General features: G+C 48.9%; 16 protein-coding genes. 5 read left to right on the forward strand and 11 right to left on the reverse strand.

All coding sequences use genetic code 11. The annotated features are described in order from the left end of the window. Nucleotides 1–57 precede the first annotated feature (57 nt). On the reverse strand, nucleotides 58–1,419 hold the full coding sequence (locus F459_RS0102500; protein WP_026294852.1) for a deoxyribodipyrimidine photo-lyase: 1,362 nt from the start codon (nucleotides 1,417–1,419) through the stop codon (nucleotides 58–60). 133 nt (nucleotides 1,420–1,552) lie between these two features. Here F459_RS0102500 and F459_RS23140 point away from each other — a divergent pair, with 133 nt between their 5' ends. Then, nucleotides 1,553–3,043 carry a M23 family metallopeptidase gene (locus F459_RS23140; protein ID WP_020611159.1) on the forward strand — a complete coding sequence of 497 codons (1,491 nt, stop codon included), beginning with the start codon at nucleotides 1,553–1,555 and terminating at the stop codon, nucleotides 3,041–3,043. Nucleotides 3,044–3,050: 7 nt separating this feature from the next. On the opposite strand, the gene F459_RS0102510 is transcribed toward F459_RS23140, so the two are convergent. The 10 genes from F459_RS0102510 to F459_RS0102555 form a co-directional block, all read right to left on the reverse strand. Continuing rightward, the gene (locus tag F459_RS0102510) at nucleotides 3,051–4,121 is read right to left on the reverse strand and encodes a polyprenyl synthetase family protein (protein ID WP_020611160.1); all 1,071 of its coding nucleotides are present in this window, start codon (nucleotides 4,119–4,121) and stop codon (nucleotides 3,051–3,053) included. 202 nt (nucleotides 4,122–4,323) lie between these two features. Then, on the reverse strand, nucleotides 4,324–5,454 hold the full coding sequence (locus F459_RS0102515; RefSeq protein ID WP_154651602.1) for an ABC transporter permease: 1,131 nt from the start codon (nucleotides 5,452–5,454) through the stop codon (nucleotides 4,324–4,326). Continuing rightward, nucleotides 5,432–6,985: a sugar ABC transporter ATP-binding protein gene (locus F459_RS0102520; protein ID WP_020611162.1), complete on the reverse strand. Its 1,554-nt coding sequence runs from the start codon at nucleotides 6,983–6,985 to the stop codon at nucleotides 5,432–5,434. Before F459_RS0102520 ends, F459_RS0102515 begins: the two co-directional genes overlap by 23 nt. Before the next feature lies 1 nt (nucleotide 6,986). Further along, on the reverse strand, nucleotides 6,987–7,685 hold the full coding sequence (locus F459_RS0102525; protein WP_020611163.1) for a DUF2291 domain-containing protein: 699 nt from the start codon (nucleotides 7,683–7,685) through the stop codon (nucleotides 6,987–6,989). Nucleotides 7,686–7,777: 92 nt separating this feature from the next. Continuing rightward, entirely contained in the window at nucleotides 7,778–8,734 is a 957-nt protein-coding gene (locus tag F459_RS0102530; protein WP_020611164.1) for a D-ribose ABC transporter substrate-binding protein, read from the reverse strand. 211 nt (nucleotides 8,735–8,945) lie between these two features. Further along, nucleotides 8,946–9,497, reverse strand: coding sequence for a DUF4125 family protein (locus F459_RS0102535; protein ID WP_020611165.1), 552 nt, complete (start codon nucleotides 9,495–9,497; stop codon nucleotides 8,946–8,948). Between the two features lie 10 nt (nucleotides 9,498–9,507). Next, nucleotides 9,508–10,434: a DUF4037 domain-containing protein gene (locus F459_RS0102540; protein WP_020611166.1), complete on the reverse strand. Its 927-nt coding sequence runs from the start codon at nucleotides 10,432–10,434 to the stop codon at nucleotides 9,508–9,510. After that, nucleotides 10,434–11,351 carry a glycyl-radical enzyme activating protein gene (locus tag F459_RS0102545; RefSeq protein ID WP_020611167.1) on the reverse strand — a complete coding sequence of 306 codons (918 nt, stop codon included), beginning with the start codon at nucleotides 11,349–11,351 and terminating at the stop codon, nucleotides 10,434–10,436. The genes F459_RS0102540 and F459_RS0102545 overlap by 1 nt, the downstream gene beginning before the upstream one ends. A gap of 16 nt (nucleotides 11,352–11,367) precedes the next feature. Next, nucleotides 11,368–12,405, reverse strand: a complete 1,038-nt coding sequence (locus tag F459_RS0102550) for a LacI family DNA-binding transcriptional regulator (RefSeq protein ID WP_245540058.1) — start codon at nucleotides 12,403–12,405, stop codon at nucleotides 11,368–11,370. 139 nt (nucleotides 12,406–12,544) lie between these two features. Continuing rightward, complete coding sequence (locus F459_RS0102555; protein WP_020611169.1) at nucleotides 12,545–13,222, reverse strand: class II aldolase/adducin family protein; 678 nt, start codon at nucleotides 13,220–13,222, stop codon at nucleotides 12,545–12,547. A gap of 125 nt (nucleotides 13,223–13,347) precedes the next feature. Between F459_RS0102555 and F459_RS0102560 the strand changes: the two genes are divergently transcribed. From F459_RS0102560 to F459_RS0102575, 4 genes are all read left to right on the forward strand, one after another. After that, complete coding sequence (locus F459_RS0102560; protein WP_020611170.1) at nucleotides 13,348–14,127, forward strand: DeoR/GlpR family DNA-binding transcription regulator; 780 nt, start codon at nucleotides 13,348–13,350, stop codon at nucleotides 14,125–14,127. 75 nt (nucleotides 14,128–14,202) lie between these two features. Continuing rightward, nucleotides 14,203–16,623 (forward strand): glycyl radical protein, encoded by a 2,421-nt coding sequence (locus F459_RS0102565; RefSeq protein WP_020611171.1) that lies wholly within the window; start codon nucleotides 14,203–14,205, stop codon nucleotides 16,621–16,623. Between the two features lie 168 nt (nucleotides 16,624–16,791). After that, entirely contained in the window at nucleotides 16,792–17,295 is a 504-nt protein-coding gene (locus tag F459_RS0102570; protein ID WP_020611172.1) for a DOMON domain-containing protein, read from the forward strand. Then, nucleotides 17,292–17,525 carry a DUF4405 domain-containing protein gene (locus F459_RS0102575; protein ID WP_020611173.1) on the forward strand — a complete coding sequence of 78 codons (234 nt, stop codon included), beginning with the start codon at nucleotides 17,292–17,294 and terminating at the stop codon, nucleotides 17,523–17,525. Before F459_RS0102570 ends, F459_RS0102575 begins: the two co-directional genes overlap by 4 nt. The last annotated feature ends 23 nt before the right edge of the window (nucleotides 17,526–17,548 follow it).

Below are 17,548 nucleotides of genomic sequence, written 5' to 3' on the forward strand. Positions count from 1 at the left end.
TCCTTCATTCAATGCAAACTACATGCAATTATAGCCGGGCCTGAGCATGAACAACAACTACTCACACGATTTTTGCACCTGTTTTACATAGGAAGCAATATCGAATTTGCGCTCAAGGCCGCGATCATTCATGTACCGAATCTTTCCGAATATCGGCCGCGAGGCCCAGGGACGATCATGCTTTCCGAAGCACCATGCGATCCCGGTGTAGCCGTTAGGGTCGCGGCCATCGAGAGAATAGCGGTCGTTGAGACGCAGGGCCCGCTCAAAGGCCTCTTTGGGAGAGGCAGACCATTCAAGTATCTTCTTTCCCCAATACATCCGCATATAGCCGTGCATCTTCCCTTTATGCACCAACTCACGTTGGGCCGCATTCCAATAGGGATCGTGCGTCTTTGCCACTTCAAGCTGGGCGTCGTCGTAGAGAACTTCCCTCTGGTCCTCTTCGTGGGCCTCAAGATCCTCCCGCGCCCATCGGGGAAGGGCCTCAAAGCTATCATAGAATCGGTTATAGAAGACAAAATTAAAGGCAAGCTCCCGGCGGATAATCAGCTCTTCTAAGAATGCTTCACATCCCGGCCCCGGATGCTCCGAGGCACGCAGGGCGATCTCCAGGGCGGAAATCTGCCCGTAATGAAGATAAGGACTCATGCAGGAAAGCCCTTCTTTTGAGGGATCGTTCCGTTCTTCGTGAAAGCGTTCCAACGTACCCGAAGTGATAAACGCATCCAAACGTCGATGCGCCTCAACGCTGCCGCCGTGAATCCAGGAGACGGGCGAAACCTCGGGTTGCGAAAACCTCAGGAGCCCTTCGACCGCCTTACTATCCAGACCATCTGCCATTCCGGCAAGAGCAGTCGAATCGATCTTTGCCGACTGCCGTTTAAGGGGCTGCATGAAGCGAAAAAGGAGAGGTGTTATCTTTCTTCGTATCGTGGCAGCAGAATACTCCTCTTTGCCACTTGCAGTCCGCACGGGAACGACCAGATCACTCTCGACCTCCATCACCGGGGCGCAAAAGGAAGCTGCCGCAGCAGCCTTTCGCCAGCTACGTTGAAGGCGCGTATAACCAGTGTCGAATACAACGAGTGCCGCATCGGCCGCGAATTCGGCAACAATTACCGGAGGATCCCCTATTCTAAGAAGAAAACCGATTCCCCGATCGGCCAAATCCACTTCAAGCTGCTCGATTCCCTCCAAGAGAAAACGATAATGCCTCCTACCGGCACCAAGATAGTCCCGGCTCACGACAAAAAGCACAAGAAGCGGCAGAGAACGTCTGTTTGCCTCTCCGAGAGCATATTCAAGGGCATGGTTATAGCCGGAACGCTGACTCTGCTGCATCCAGTAGAGGACATAGGCTCCTTTCTCGTTGCATTCGCCCTTCTTTAGAACAAATAAGCGTTCATTTTGTATCATGATTCTAAGTATGGCCCCATCGACGCCTTGAAGAAAGGCCTTTTTTCGTATTATGGTTTGATTATAAACACCCGCCACTTTATATTAATCCGACTACTGTTAACCTATGAAAGGGCGTTATTCGAAGCGGTAAATGGAAGAACGACTGGAACTCTTGACCGAACAGATCATTCATACTCTTCTTGCACGGCTTGGCACCGACCGGGCTTCCTCCTCAAAGCCCGTAAAATGCCAAGTCAACGGCCTTATACCAGGTACCTATACCCTCAGCATGGTGAGGATCAATCCAAAGGAGCTTTTACTCCAGGAACTTGTGTCCACAAAAACCAGGGGAAATGTCATTTTCCGCTCATGGACCTTTCGTAAAGAAGAAAAATGGTATGTTGCGGGCATGGAGAAACTCGGAAAACCGGTATTCTATCGAAGCATAGGCCAGGACCTCGCCGATCTTGTACGACGAAACGATACGGTTTCGGCAGTGGAAGCCAGCGAGGGAATGTATCTTGTCGAAACCGCCGAACGGGCCGCCAGAAACCTCGGAGTCGAACTTCCTTCCGACTATGAACTAAAGAGAAACGGACTCTATCCGAAGTCCATCCGCTTTCTCACAAAGCATTCCGCCCTGGTGGCGGTGCTCCTGATAGCCGTCGGTATAGGTACCATACTGGGGCTCTATGCCCTGAAGATCGGCTCGATAGAAAGCGAAATGAACAAATCGGTAAAGGCATATACGGCAAATATCGATGATCAGGTAAAGAGTTTCCTTGATGATACCGAAGATGAAATCCTCGGTTTGATCAACGATGTGGAAAAGAACCGGAAAAATTTTGAATTCGATAAACGGAACGCTTACCTTAATGTTCAAAGATTGGCAGAAGAGCTTACCCGTTACACACCGGCAAGAAAGCGTGCATACAGACTCATTGCCGACAATATTCTTCAAAGCACTACCTACAGCGAAATTATGTACGAAATGAGCAGACTGCCGACCGAAGAGTACCAGGCGCGGATATTCCTTGCCACAAACCGGCAATCCGTCATCCCCCTGGCCTCTTTTACCCCGGCAATTCCCGGAATGCTTTACCCTGTTCGTGTGGATGGAGAAAACAACGACGGCAGAGGCTTTCGAATAACCGACGGCTACATGGACCGCAGGGAAAACCCTCTGGGAACGGGAGGTTCGAGTCCTCATTTCGCCGTCGACATCATAAATGTGAGCAACATTGCTTATGTCAGCCATGCAGGAGAGATCATACGGGAAGGCAACCCTCCCGGTGACGTCGTCGCCGTCGCCCCCGGGGCGATATGTGATACAGGCTGGGATGACGGTTACGGCTGGTACATTGAGATCAATCATGGGATTTCGGATGAAGTAAAGGCGCTGTATCCGGATGCCGAACGCTGGTGCAGCTACTATGCCCATCTCGATGAAAAACCAACCATGGCCCTCGGTACCAAGGTTGAAGCCGATACATTAATCGCGCATATCGGAAATACGGGGAGGTCGACCGGTCCTCATCTCCACTTCGAGGTCCGGATCTATCACAAAAACGGAAGCTATCGCAGCGGTGATGCAAGGTACGATAAGATCAATCCCTACCCTGCCGAACGGCAGGAAGAATAGTTTTCACTCAACTGTTCCTTCGGCAGACGTAGTCGAGGAGCTGTCGGAGATAGCCGCTCCACGGCTCACGGCCTATGCCGAGAGAGAGTATCTGATCAAGAACGGCTTCAGCCTTCCGCTTGTAATCATCCATCATTGTTTCCACAGAAGAGAGGACTCCGGTGCTCACGGCTATCTTTCGAATTTGCCGCACTTCATCAATACCGGCCGTTCCCTTGCCGTAGATACGTTCCAGCACCGATAAGGCCTCTCCTTCAGCCGCCTTTTTTAGCATAAGGTAAAATAACGTCTTTTTCCCTTCCGCTATATCAGATCCGATTGGTTTACCGACCTCTTCGCTCTCGCCGAAGAGCCCCAATTCATCATCACGAATCTGAAACAAGATTCCCAAAAGTTCCCCGTACGCCTCCAATAGATCTCGAAAACGCCTATCGGCACCGGCGATAAGGGCCCCTGCGGAAAGGGGAAGGGAGAAGGTATAGCGACCTGTTTTATAGCGATACAGGCTGATGACCTCCGCAAGGTTCGGATCCCCCCATCCGTCGCTCCATGCAACGTCGCTCATCTGAGCCGTTCCCACGATGCTCATCTCACGGCTGAAGAGTCCCACAAGTTCATGGCGGTTGCCGGCAATACGGCCTGCTTCGTTGACAAGAGAAAAGGCTAGGAAAATCGCAACGTCTCCGGCACAGATACCAAGACTCTCACCGAGGCGGGCGGCATCATCTGTTCCATATTTTGCAGCCTCAAGGGCATAATAATGATGTACGGTTGATTGACCACGTCTCATCGTATCTCTGTCCATGATATCGTCGTGGATAAGGAGCGCCGACTGAAAAAGTTCCATGGCCGCCCCGAGGGGAAGTGCGGCAGGAGGGGCATCACCGGCGACCAGCCCTGCCCCTAAGGAGACAAGAGAACCCCGAATCATTTTCCCTCGGGTAGAGAAATCGGCAAGTAGGGTAAAAAGATCGGAGGCCTGAGGATTTTTCTGTTCCATAGCCGCAGCTTCCCGGCGGCAGGCACGCCGAATTTCTTCGGTAAGGTTTTGTTTCTGCTGCGAGAGATACTGTTGCATGGTAGGGCACTCCTTCGGCTTGTCGGACGTATACAAAACATAACGCGAAAGGCGATGAAAAGTCACCTCACCCGAAGGATCCCTTTTTAGAGTTTTTTATTCGCTTTCCAAGGCATCTTCTAATTTCTTTTTCAGTCTTGGCAGAAGAATTCAAGTAAGTTCCTGTTCGGTCAAACAGCATCAACCGAACAGGAAAGATGTTCTAGGCACTTACTTTCTCAGGACCCTTTTCGTCCGCCTGCTGTTGATGTAATGCGGCCTCATTCTGTTTTCTCAATTGATACTGATCAATAACTACGGCAAGGACCAAGACCATTCCCTTGATGGCGGTTTGCCAGAAGGAAGAGACACCGATCATGACCAATCCGTCGTTCAATACTCCGAGGATAAGGGCACCGATAATGGTACCGCCGATGGATCCTCGCCCCCCATTTAAAGAAGCTCCGCCCAAGACAACTGCCGCTATAGCTGTCATCTCGTAAGCCTCGCCGGTCGCCGGGTGGGAGGCCACAAGCTGAGATGCAAGGACAAGTCCCGTAAGGGCCGCGGTAAAACCGGAAAACATGAAAATGGCCATTTTCAGCCGTTTGACTCGAATTCCCGACAGGACTGCGGCATCTTCATTTCCGCCGACAGCATAGATATGACGCCCGAATGGGGTTTTCTGGGATACATAAGCAGCGACGATGGCTATGACGGCAGCGATCCAAACGACAAGAGGAATACCTAAAATGGTTCCCGCCCCGAGAATAGGAAAGCCTGTATTACCGAGAGCGGGATTCCCGATAAGATTGGGAAAGGTCTTTCCGCCGGAGCGAAGCATGGCGAAACCTCTTCCCATGTAAAGCATTCCCAAGGTAGCGATAAATGGCGCAACTCCAAGCTTAGTGATGATCAAACCATTAATAGCGCCAAGCAATACACCAATAAGCAGAACAATCAGAATAATCATGGGAACGTTGAAATAGATCACGATCCCGAATAGCGGAAGCCGGAGACCTTCGGCAATCAAACCGCCGGCGATCATTCCACAAAGCCCCACGATGGAGCCTATCGAAAGGTCGATTCCCCCGCCGATGATAACGTAGGTCATTCCCACCGCAAGGATCGCCCATATGGCGGAATGTTTCGCCATGGCAATCAAATTGGTAATCGAAAGAAAATTCGGAGCAATAAAAGAGAAGACTATCAGTACCGCAAGAAAAGCGATTAAAGTCCTCAGTTTCAATACCAACATCCCAATGGAAAAACCGGTCCCCGGTTTTTTATTAGCTAAAGCTGTCATAAAACGCTTTTTCAACCTCCCTGTGCTACGCTGACGCGGTGATTCCATGACCAATCTCCGAAGCCTTTCTAATCTTTTCTTCCGTCGCTTCGGAGCGGTCGAACTCGCCGGTTATCTTTCCTTTTGAAAGCACAATAATGCGATCCGACATGGAAAAAATTTCTTCGAGTTCCGATGATACAAATACAATACCGAATTTGCCCTTTGCCATTTTATTCATGATCTCGAAGACGTCGGACTTTGCGCCGACATCTATTCCTCGCGTCGGTTCATCCATCAGAAGAACCTTCGGCTTTGTCAAAAGAGCCTTTCCGATGACCACCTTCTGCTGGTTTCCTCCGCTTAGAGCATTTATTGAAATCGACGGAGACGAGACCTTGATGACCATCTCTTTAATCATCTCGGCAACACGTTTCATTTCCACCTTCACATTGATCTGCCAAAGCTTCAGATACCGGGCAATACTTGCCATCGTGAGGTTTTTCTCCACCGAAAGATTTAAAAAGAGTCCTTCCCTCTGTCGCTCCTCCGGAATCAGGACAAGCCCGTGCTCAATCCTTTCCTTCGTGTCCATGGTATCGAGCCGTTGTCCTTCCAAGGTAATTTCACCGGAGGCCTTATCGTAAAGGCCCATCATGGTTTCCAATAGCTCGGTTCTCCCAGCCCCCATGAGACCGTATATGCCGAGGATTTCACCTTCGCGTACAGAGAGGGAAACATCTTGAAATGTATACCCTCCCCCGAACCGGGGTAGGGTCATATGCTTCACCGACAAAAGCTCTTTTCCTGCTTCGTGTGCTTGTCCGCTGAAAAATTTCTTCGGATCACGGCCGACCATCTTCCGAATGATATCGGCCATCTCCATCTCGGCAACGAGGCCGCAATCAACAAGTCTGGAATCCCGCAGAATAGTGATGTAATCGCCGATTTCCCGAATTTCTTCCAATCGATGGCTGATATAGATAATACCCACTCCCTGAGCCTTCAGGTCCGCTATGACATTGAAAAGGACCTGGACCTCCTGGATGCTCAGGGAAGAAGTAGGTTCGTCCATGATCAGGATCTTGGGCTCATCTATCATGGTCTTGGCAATCTCGACAATCTGCTGCTGTCCAAGCCGCAAATCTCTTACCAAAGTTTCAGGATTGATATCCTGCCCAAGCCGTTTGAGAATCGTCCGGGAACGTTCGACCTGTTCCTGGTGATCGATGTATAGGTTGCGGTGCCTACTCAGTTCCTTGTTCATAAAGATGTTCTCGGCAACGTTGAGATTGGTAAAAAGGTTCAATTCCTGATGAACAATACCGATCCCTTTCCCCGCAGCATCCCGTGCCGATGAAAGAGTCACCTCATGGGGCGTTCCCTCGTTGTCGAAAAGACAGATCGTCCCACTTGTCGCCTCTTCGATTCCCGCAAGAATCTTCATCAGCGTCGATTTCCCGGCACCGTTTTCCCCGACAAGAACATTGATTTTCCCCTTATAGACCTTAAAATCAACGCCCTGCAGGGCCCGGGTCCCGGGGAACACCTTCGTAATGTTACGAGCCTCCAACACCACTTCGCTTTGTTCTTCTGCCATACTACTCTCCACCCGCAACAGTCGGCTCGATGATTACCGGTGTTATGACAACATCATCCAAAGAATCACCATCCTCCAACTTGAAGGCGCCATAGTAGTTGATCTCTTTACCCGCTATTGAAGAAAGATCAAGCGGTTCTATCGCTTCTTTTTTCATTCGTGCATTCAATTCGTCGGCCAGACTGGCAAACTGAAGCTGATTCCCTACCTCGGTAAAGCGAATAAAAGAAACAGAATCACGAATAGCCGTATTTCTAATCACAGGGCCCACCTGCATTTTGGCATCGACCGTTCCCTCGTAAGGCGGGGTATCGAGCAACAGCAATCCGTTCCGGGACGAATCATCATAGGAAACAACCCTGGCACTGCCTTTTATCTTAAAGGTAACCCCCATGCCGCCGGCCTTGCTCATGAGCCCGTATTCTTGGGTGGCCGTATCAGGGTCCTTCTTAAGTGCGGCAAGCAGTGTTTCAAAATCACAAGATTCTTCTTTAAAGGCGGGAATCAGCTTTGTATCCCATATTGAATCAACATACGCAACAGGATCAAAGGCTTTTCCACTTTTCGTCCATGTCGAGTATTCATCGCCTTGCTGCTCATTGAGCTCACTGATTCTTTTTATCGTACACCCACTCAACAGAACGGCTATTCCAATAAGCAGCATTACGAAAGAGCACAATGTCCTTTCTCTCATCATCATGTCCACTCCAGATTCGTAAAACAGTTGTGTATGGAAGGGCCCGGAAAGGAATAGGTCCGGGCCCCAAAATCAAGATCGGAAAGACGATTTCGCTATTTTTTGCGGAAACCGCGCCACTGACTGGCATTTTCCTTGGTAATCAAGAAACAGTCGTTCAGTATTTTCTCTTCATCAAGGCCTGTCGACCCGGTTTTAATGTAGGTGTCGGCAAGTTCCACCGCCATTTCCGCATTCTTGGCATTCGGCTGCATGACTGTCCCTTCGATTTTTCCTTCCATAATGGAATCGAGTACGTTATCGTTTCCGTCGAATCCAATAACGATGATGTCGCTTCTACCGGCGGCATCAATGGCAGCTTGCGCGCCGAGGGCCATAGTGTCGTTTCCACAGATAATGCCGTTAACCTCGGGATTTGCCTGAAGAACCGATTCTATGACCGAATAACCTTCGGTCTGACTCCAGTTTGCTGTCTGCCTGGCAACCATTTTCATGTCGGGATATTGATCAATAATATTGTGAAAGCCTTTTGAACGAACACCGGCATTGGTGTCTGATTCCTTACCGACCAGTTCGACATAATTTCCTTTTTCCCCCATAACCTGGACGAAATATTCGCCGCCAAGTTTTGCTCCCTGGAAGTTGTTGGAAATCAATTGAGCCTTGGCAATCCCGGTGGCATTAATCTCCCGGTCCATGCAGAAAACGGGAATTCCCGCATCCGTAGCCCGCTTCAAATTGTTCGGGGAAGCATCGGCATTTGCGACATCAATGATGATCGCGACGGCCTTTCTTGCAATTGCCGTATCGATAATATCGCCTTCCTTCTTGGGATCATCACCATGGACGGCCAAAAGTGTTGTGTAACCGAGAGACTCGGCCTTCGCCTTTGCAGCATCGGCCTCAGCAGTGAAAAAGGTGTTGTCTTTGTCGGGGGTAATAATCACCATTAAATTGGAAGCCTTGCCTCCATCCTGCTGACCCGCACTGAAGAGAAAACCTGCAGGGATAAGCATGGCGGTCAATACCAGAACCAGTAGTTTTTTAGACATAACTCCTCCTTGACATTTTCCTGATGCGTCAACGACGCATGAAAATACTGAAATCGATTTCATTTCTGATAAAAGTCTATCATAGCATAGACACATGTCAAGAAAAAACTACAATTTTGCCGACAAAATTCTCATTTATTATCATTTTATGGTAGAAAGTTTACATTTTCTTTCAAGATAACGACAAAAAAATATGAAATCGATTGCAGTACTACGATTTTCCAAGCCGTTTTTCCATCTCGTCGATATTTGTGTAGCCCGACTGGAGGGCCAGGAATTCATAGATCGCCTTTGACATATTTTGCTTTTCCCGTGAAGAAGAGTCGACATCCTTCCAAAGTAGTTCAAGAGTGGCATCGGAATAGGTCTCCAATTCGCATCTAAGGTAATTTGCAAAATCATCGATATCGCGGCTGCCTCGCATGATATTCGGATAACGGGAGAGCATCTCGCGTTGCCAACCTACAAATCTGGAAACAATCTCGGGGATCCGCTTGCTCTGGCTTACCGGAGGGATGAGGCCTTCCATTCTAGCATACTTTATCGTCATAAGATTTCTTCCCTCCTCCTCCGCCTGCCGAAGGTCCTGAAGATAGCTCTCACAACAGGAAAGCGACCAGACAGAAAATTGTCCCCGCCTATGCAACTGCATGTCATCAAGATGGGCCCTGCAAGAAGGCTCTTGCCGTGCGGGAACTCGTAAAAACATGTCAACTTCCCGATCAAGAATTTCTGCAATAATACGTTTTCGGGCTTGATCCATAAGCAACTCCTTACTCAATGATCTGCGCCCCGCTCCGTAACCAGGGGGTTTCAATCATTTCGGTTATGCGAAAACCGTACTCCTGTAAAAAGGCTCCGCAGGCAAAAGAAAATCCCCGCTCCTCCAATTGGGCAACCATGAATCGGGCGATGGCCTCGATAGACTCCTTGAGCGTTCCCGGATCGGAAAGCGCGGCGGCCATGTTAATATACCGTGCAAGAAGCTTCCCTTCCGTCCCTTCCTGGGAAAGTGCATGGAAGAGCCATTTATAGTAGGGCCGGTAACGACGACGAAGTAAAAAATAGAGGGCGGCGGCCTCCTCAAGCGCAGAGGCCCGTGTATATTGGAGCAATGGCATATCGGACCGAAGGAGTGCCCTTGGCAGATTGTATTGCCCGTACTGGCTAAAGGCAAAACAGCGGGAAGCGATCTTTTTCAACCATAGATCCCTGGGATAATAATGGTTCAGACTCTCCCGAAGAGCACCTATTTCTCCTGCACCATCGAAGAAAACATCACCATTGGTGGCAAGAGAGAGCCCTTCTTCCCGCATTGCCATCCACTCCTTGATCGTTTCCGGAGGGGACACCCTGCCTATCAGGTGTTCAAAAAAGAAGGGCACAGTCATGACACCATCCCTGCCCACAGCGGGATCAAAACGCTGCACCGCCCCAAAACCACCGAAAGGCCCCTCAAGACTGCGATAGAGCTTTTCCATAGCATGGATTTTCTCCTCTGGAGTTCGTGCGGGAAGCCAAAGGCAGAGACGCGCACCCCAATCGTGATCGCGGGAGAACTCGTCGTCAAAACCGTAACATTCGGATCCATGCCCAACCAATCCAAAGGCCATGGAGGAAACATCATCGGGGAAATGTTCCCGGAATGAGGGCAAAACCCGATCGTGATAAAAAAGTTTTGAAAGGGCAAGCCCCTTCATCAATGCCCCGCACCTACGGTGATATCAAGACCAAACCTCTTACCAAGTCCGGCAAGAGGAAGGCAGGCAGCCTTATCCAAACTCGGAACGCCCTCCATGGAATCCTCACGGCCGAGGGCCGCATATTTTCCCGATCCCAATCGGTGAAAAGGCAGAAGTTCCACCTTCCGCACCCTCGTTCGGGTGGAAAGAAAGGAGCAGATATCTCCTATTACCTCAGGCGAATCATTTATCCCCGGAATGACAGGGATTCGGACAATGACAGGCTCAAATTCACGACTCAGCCGGAGCAGATTATTCAGAATAACACCGTTCGGCGCACCGACAACACGTTCATGAACCAGAGGATCGATATGCTTCACATCAAAATAGATCAGATTCATATAGGGAAGAATACGCTCGAAGCGGTCCCAAGGGACGCTACCAGCCGTTTCCAACGCCGTATGGATTTCCTCGGAGCGGCAACGGGAGGCAAGATCGACAAGACCTTCGATTTGCAATAAGGGCTCTCCACCGGAAAAGGTGACTCCACCACCGGAATTCTCATAAAAGCTTTGGTCTTTCATGATCTCCCGCATAATATCCTCGGAGCTTCGAACTTCGCCGGCAATTCGCCTTGCATTATAAAAGCAGGCATCCACACAGCTGGCACAAAGCGTGCAGCGGTCGTGAATCGTCACAAAACCAAGGTCAGAAGCAGTATCTATTGCCCCGGCAGGGCAGGCCTCAACACACTTTCCACAACCGACACACTGTTTTCGGTAGTAAAGAACCTGAGGCCGACGTTGCTGAGACTCAGGGTTCTGACACCAGAGGCAATGCAGATTGCATCCCTTAAAAAAGACGACCGTCCTGATGCCGGGACCATCCTCCAGGGCATAACGCTCAAGTTCGAATATCGTCAGATTCTCGGCCACGATACAACCTTCCCTCTTATCGAATTGCCGGCCTTTTGACGGACCCGACCAGCTTTCTACAGGTATCGCCTATTTTTAAGGTCGTCGGTACAACAACCCGTTTTTCAACCCCGCCTTGGGAACCATTATTTACCTTGCCGATAAGAATAGCGAAAGCATTTTCGCATAATGCGGGAATATCTTGTTTCACCGTTGTTAAGTTGGCCTGAAAAAAATTGTGAAAGGGAATGTCGTCAAAGCCGACAAGGGAAATATCTTCGGGAATGGAGATATTTAAGTGCCGGGCCTTGCTCATGGCTCCGTAGGCCATTTGATCATTCGCACTGAAAATAGCGGTGGGCCATTCGGGCAGCGTCAGGAAATACTCAATGGCGGAAATTCCCGATTCATATCGCAAATCCCCCTGATAGACCAATTCCGGATGAAAGGGAACTCCATATGCATCGAGTGCATCGCGATATCCGTGAAAGCGATCTTCCACCGAAGGCCAGTTTTCCGGTCCACTGATAAAAGCGATCCGTTGATGATTCAACTGCAAAAGATATTCCGTGGCCTGTCGTCCTCCGGCATAGTTGTCGCTACTAACCTCGGAGACAAAGCCTTCCTGAGAATGACGATCAATCAGGACCGTCTCGGTATAGTGCTGAGCCCGCTCAATGGTTGGAAGGGATATACCTTCGGCAAAAATCACACCTGCAATTTTATTGTCCAATAGGTAGTCAAGATAAATTCGTTCCTTGTCCGCATTATTCTCGGTATCACAAATCGTAAGAGGGATCCCCCGCTCCATGGCAAGATGACTAATCTTTCTGACAATTAAGGCAAAAAACGGATTTAAAATATCGAAGACAAAAAGGGCAAGCCCCCAGCTTGATTTTGAACTGAGTTTTGAGGCAAAGGGATTGGGTTTATAGCCCAATTCCTTCATTTTTTCCTCGACATGCTTACGTAAAGGAGCCGCAACCAATTCAGGGTTATTCAGCACACGAGAAACGGTTGCCGGCGAGGTACCGCAGATTTTCGCAAATTCAGTAATAGTATACCTGCTCATCATAACCCTCTAGAAGTGAAAACGTTTTCAAATCATTCTAAGGGATGAACTCCTTTTCTGTCAAGGTCAGATCAGAAAGCCTTGGCCCCGAAAACAGGGCCAAGGCTTTCTGATCTGACTATCTGAACGCAGAGTGGGGTCTTTATACAAGTTCTTGATTTTTTTTGCCGTAATGATTTTTTGCAAAATTCTGCATTGCGTCAATCTCTTCTCTGGAGAAGAGGCGGATGCCATTACCCAACAACTTCGCATAGAGATATATCTGTGCATTTTTCTCAAGAACTGTACTGATCTTAAGTGCCATAGGCATATTCGCAGCGGCAATGAGAGCACCATGACCGGGAAGCAGAACGGCACCATTTTTCCCAAGACCTTTCACGGCAACCTCTCCCAGCTCCGGAGTACCGGGCAGGGCATAGGGAGAAGCAATAGCAATCTCTTCGCCCACAATCTGAACAAAATCTTCGCTTACCGCAGGCAGGGGTAAACCCGCAACACCAAAAACAGTGGAAAACGTCGGATGGGTATGAATAACAGCATGGGCATCCGGACGAGCCTTGTACACCGCAACGTGCATATGCTTTTCAATGGACGGCTCTGCCTCACCCTCAATAATATTCAGATCAAGATCCATGACAACGACATGGTCTGTTTTCACCTTCATATAATCCATACCGCTGGGGCTGATGTACATATAATCGGTCTCGGGGTCCCGATAGCTGATGTTCCCCCATGTTCCTACGGTAATACCCGTCTTAATCATTTCAACACCGGTCGAAACGATAAGCTCTTTTAACTCCTGCTTTACTTTACCCTTCATATAGCCTCCGAATGGTATGTTTAAACCATTTTATGGTAATAATATTACACAAAAACCCAATTATGTCAATTAACAAACACAAACTAATAATTTACTTTTCATTTATAAATCGATATAATGACGCAATGGGCAACAAAGAAAAACGTCTGGACGCGTTAAAAAAAATGATACAACTCGAACGTTCCATGAAGATATCGGAAATTTCCGATCGCTTGCATGTTTCTCCCATGACAACGCGCCGCGATATCGAAATTCTCGCCCAGGACGGAACCGTAAAGGTACTTCACGGCGTCGTCGTTTCCAATTCCGGCGGTATGGCGGGAGGACTGTCGGATTATATGCTTGCCGTTGCCGAAACTCGCAACATCGAAGAAAAAAAGGCAATTGCACGCCATGCTCTTAACTTTGTCGAAGAAGACGATATCATATTCATCGACGCCGGCTCTACTACCGAAACATTTGCCTCAATGTTGCCGCCTGATATTCGATTAACCGTCGTTTGTTATTCCATCAATATCTTCCTTGCCGTTGCCAGCCACAAAAATATCGAGGTGCTTCTAACGGGAGGGCATTATAGCCGAAAAACCACTATTCTGGAGCTGAGCCAGACCTCACCGGTACTGCAACACAACAGAACCCGAAAAGCATTCATATCTGCAAGCGGCTATCACCAGAGACTGGGTGTTACCTGTGCCCACCAAAGCGAGTGCATAACAAAAAAGGCCGCAATGAACAATACAGCCGAAGCCTTTCTCCTTATGGATTCCTCCAAATTCGATGTCGTGCATTCCTGCCATTTTGCCGATATTGAACAATTTTCCAGAATCTTTACCAATGAATCAATCCCAAATGAATATCATCGCCTCCTGAAAGAAAAAGGAATAACAGTAGACTACGTAAAGTAGTTTTTCGTTGCGGAGTCCTCGCTTGTGTGTTATGCTACATAAACGAATGAAATCGTTTTCATAAGGAGGACTCATTTGAATAAGCGAATAGCAGCTTTACGGGAAAGGCTTTTTGAGAAGATCCCGGAAATTTGTCCGGAAAGAGCCGTTCTCTTTACCGAATCGATGAAACAATCGGAAGGTCAACCCATTGTAAAACGAAGAGCCCAGGCCCTGTATGAGGTTCTGGATAAGATGACGATCTTTGTCAGAGATGGCGAACTGATTGTAGGAAATCAGGCCAGCACCACGAGAGGGGCTCCGGCTTTTCCCGAATATTCGGTCGACTGGATCATAAAGGAGTTTAACGGCGATCCCTACCATTTTGCCGAACGCCCCTGTGATAAGTTTACCTATTCGGAGAGGACCAAGGAACAACTCCTTGCCACCATTGATTACTGGAAAGGAAAAACCCTTTTCGAAAACGTCTGGAGTCAGCTTCCCGAAGAGGCACGTGTAGCCTGGGAGATCAACGCCATCGACGATACATGGTGTGCGGCAGCAGGTTTGGGGAACGTACTTCCCGATCATCAGATGGTTTTGGAACAAGGATTGGAAGGGATCATCGAGCGGGCAGAGAAAGGGCTTGCAGACCTCGATCTCACCGAACCGGGAACCATTTCGCAGTACTGGTTCCTTCAGGCCGTCGTAACGGCAAATAAGGCAGTGATCAATTTTGCCGGTCGTTTCGCCAATTTACTTCTCGATCTTGCGGAAAAAGAGCCTGATCCAGTCCGCAAAAAAGAGTTACTCACCATGTCGGAAAATTGTCGGCAGGTACCGGCAAAGCCGGCACAAAGCTTTTGGCAAGCAATCCAGGCGGTTTGGTTCATTCAGCTTATCCTTCAGATTGAAACCAACGGCCATGCAATCTCCCTGGGACGCTTTGATCAATATCTGTGGCCATATTTTCAGCGAGATATCGAACGTGGCGTACTGACGCGAGAGAAGGCCCTAGAGCTGGTGGAATCATTCTTCATCAAGGCAAATGAAATCAATAAGTTGCGCTCGTGGGCGGATAGCGAATACTTTCCCGGCTACCATCTTGCGGAAAATCTCGCCATCGGCGGGCAAACAGCGGACGGCAAGGATGCGGTAAACCAGCTTACCTACACCATTCTCGACGCAACCGCCGATCTAAAACTTACGAAGCCTTCGGTCTCACTAAAATGGTTCGAAGGGACTTCCGACGAATTCATGGATAAAGCACTCAGTGTCGTCGAAGCCCACAAGGGAGGACAGCCAGCCCTCTACAATGATCTTGCGGTCATGAGGATCCTGGATAACATGGGTGTCAAAAAGGAGGATCAGTATGGTTGGGCTCCGGTAGGCTGCATTGAGGCAACGGTACCGGGAAAATGGGATTTTGCTGCAAAGGGGTCCTGGCTGAACGTCGGGAAAATTTTTGAGATGACACTGAATAACGGAAAAGATCCTGCAACGGGTATCACCCTCATGAAAGGAGAGGGGGATCTTACCGCTTTTTCCGACACTCATGCCATCATGGAGGCATGTAAAAAGCAACTTTTTTACTACATGCGCCTTCAGGTCATTGTCGAGCATATAAGTGATGAAATGCATATTCTACACGACCAGAACGCTTTCCGCTCCTCACTGGTACATGACTGCATCGAACGAGGTAAATCGCTCATAGAGGGGGGGGCAGTGTATACCGCCGACGGCGGTCCCGCTGCCGGCCATATCTCGGTCGGAGATTCCCTTGCCGCAATTGAATATGCCGTCTTTGAAAAAGGAATCCTTTCGCTGTCGCAGTTGCAACACGCCCTATCAACCAATTTCGAAGATCAGACCACCAGCCCAAGCGGGGAGGAAATTCGGCAGCTGATGATAAACAAGGCTCCCAAATTCGGTAACGATGATGATGATGCGGACAAATGGACGGTGGAGATCAACGAGTTTCTGGGATCGACCTACCAAAAGGCCTTCAAAAGCAGCCGCTACGGTAAAGGCCCAATCCCTGCAACCTTTGCACTGAGCCAAAGCTCCGTAACCGGTAACGTAGCCTTCGGGAAATCCGTGGGTGCCCTTCCCTGCGGAAGAAAAGCGGGAGAACCGGTCAACAACGGGGTATCCCCGGCAAACGGATCGGAACGAAACGGCCCTACCGCAGTCATCAACTCCGAGGCAAAACTTCCGAGTATCTGGTTTCAGAAGGGATCGATCTTCAATATGCGACTTACACCGCAAACGCTCTCCACCGCAGAAGGTCGAAAGCGAACCCTGGCGCTGGTAAAAACCCATTTCAAGAATTACCAATACCATATCCAATTCAACGTGCTCGATGATGCAACCCTGGAAGAGGCCCAGAAAAAGCCCGAAGAATATCGAGATCTCATGGTAAGGATTTCCGGCTATAGCGCTTTCTTCACTCCCTTGAATAAAGAGCTCCAGAACGATGTTATTGCCAGAATGAAGTTCAACATGGCCGACAAATAAATGACTACCTAACGTGCCGCAATGTAGCGCGGCACGTTAGGTTCTGAAGTATCCCTCAAATTCCAAATCCAAACCACTTTCCATGCCGCAGAAATTCGTACCCCATCTCAGTAAAGAAAATTTGCCGATTGTTTACCGTTTTACTATGATTGCTGCAAGGAGTTTGTCATGAAAAGAGTATTGTTTATTTTGTTCCTGGCTTTTCTGATACTTACCCCCTTAGCTGCAGCAACCGAAAGCACGAGAGAAATTGCCGGAGTAACCGTGACCTGGAAAGCGGAAGGCGAGTATGTCCTTATAACCATGTCCGCAAAGACCACCGGCTGGATAGCCGTCGGCATAGAACCGGAGAACAAGATGAAGGGAGCCGATATGTACATTGGTTATGTGGATGACAAGGGTGCAGTTGTTTTGGAGGATCACTATGGGCACAGAACCTTTGGCCACAAGAGTGATGTGGCACTAGGCGGTTCCTCCGATGTAGAGATTATTCAGGGAACCGAAAGAGGAGGAGAAACCTCTATTACCTTCCGAATTCCCAAAAACAGCAGGGATGCATACGATAAGCTCCTCGAAGAAGGAAAAGAATACACAGTGATTACTGCATGGGGAGAGAAAGACAATCTAACTGCACGCCACAAAGGCAGGGGATCGGGAAGGTTACTGCTATGAACAAAAAAGCGCTTCTTATTATCAATCCGATTCTTTTCCTTTCTCTACTTGTTCAGGGGATCTCCGGGATTTTCATGAAATTCGGGCTGTTTTATTCACTGATGTATGGAATCCACTCTATCACCGGATTCATTTTTCTTGGCATAGTTACCTTGCACATCGTGTTTAACTGGAATTGGATAAAAGCCAATCTTCGCAAGAAGCCCAAACGAGCAGACCAACACGCATAAAACACGAACCGATAGCTGCCATG

This window comes from Sediminispirochaeta bajacaliforniensis DSM 16054 (assembly GCF_000378205.1).
Taxonomy (GTDB): domain Bacteria; phylum Spirochaetota; class Spirochaetia; order DSM-16054; family Sediminispirochaetaceae; genus Sediminispirochaeta; species Sediminispirochaeta bajacaliforniensis.

Excerpts from the sequence above, each read along its gene's own strand:
- F459_RS0102500 (WP_026294852.1), bottom strand. The coding sequence starts at position 1,419 with ATGATACAAAATGAACGCTTATTTGTTCTAAAGAAGGGCGAATGCAAC.
- F459_RS23140 (WP_020611159.1), top strand. The coding sequence starts at position 1,553 with ATGGAAGAACGACTGGAACTCTTGACCGAACAGATCATTCATACTCTT.
- F459_RS0102510 (WP_020611160.1), bottom strand. The coding sequence starts at position 4,121 with ATGCAACAGTATCTCTCGCAGCAGAAACAAAACCTTACCGAAGAAATT.
- F459_RS0102515 (WP_154651602.1), bottom strand. The coding sequence starts at position 5,454 with ATGGAATCACCGCGTCAGCGTAGCACAGGGAGGTTGAAAAAGCGTTTT.
- F459_RS0102520 (WP_020611162.1), bottom strand. The coding sequence starts at position 6,985 with ATGGCAGAAGAACAAAGCGAAGTGGTGTTGGAGGCTCGTAACATTACG.
- F459_RS0102525 (WP_020611163.1), bottom strand. The coding sequence starts at position 7,685 with ATGATGATGAGAGAAAGGACATTGTGCTCTTTCGTAATGCTGCTTATT.
- F459_RS0102530 (WP_020611164.1), bottom strand. The coding sequence starts at position 8,734 with ATGTCTAAAAAACTACTGGTTCTGGTATTGACCGCCATGCTTATCCCT.
- F459_RS0102535 (WP_020611165.1), bottom strand. The coding sequence starts at position 9,497 with ATGGATCAAGCCCGAAAACGTATTATTGCAGAAATTCTTGATCGGGAA.
- F459_RS0102540 (WP_020611166.1), bottom strand. The coding sequence starts at position 10,434 with ATGAAGGGGCTTGCCCTTTCAAAACTTTTTTATCACGATCGGGTTTTG.
- F459_RS0102550 (WP_245540058.1), bottom strand. The coding sequence starts at position 12,405 with ATGATGAGCAGGTATACTATTACTGAATTTGCGAAAATCTGCGGTACC.
- F459_RS0102555 (WP_020611169.1), bottom strand. The coding sequence starts at position 13,222 with ATGAAGGGTAAAGTAAAGCAGGAGTTAAAAGAGCTTATCGTTTCGACC.
- F459_RS0102560 (WP_020611170.1), top strand. The coding sequence starts at position 13,348 with ATGGGCAACAAAGAAAAACGTCTGGACGCGTTAAAAAAAATGATACAA.
- F459_RS0102570 (WP_020611172.1), top strand. The coding sequence starts at position 16,792 with ATGAAAAGAGTATTGTTTATTTTGTTCCTGGCTTTTCTGATACTTACC.
- F459_RS0102575 (WP_020611173.1), top strand. The coding sequence starts at position 17,292 with ATGAACAAAAAAGCGCTTCTTATTATCAATCCGATTCTTTTCCTTTCT.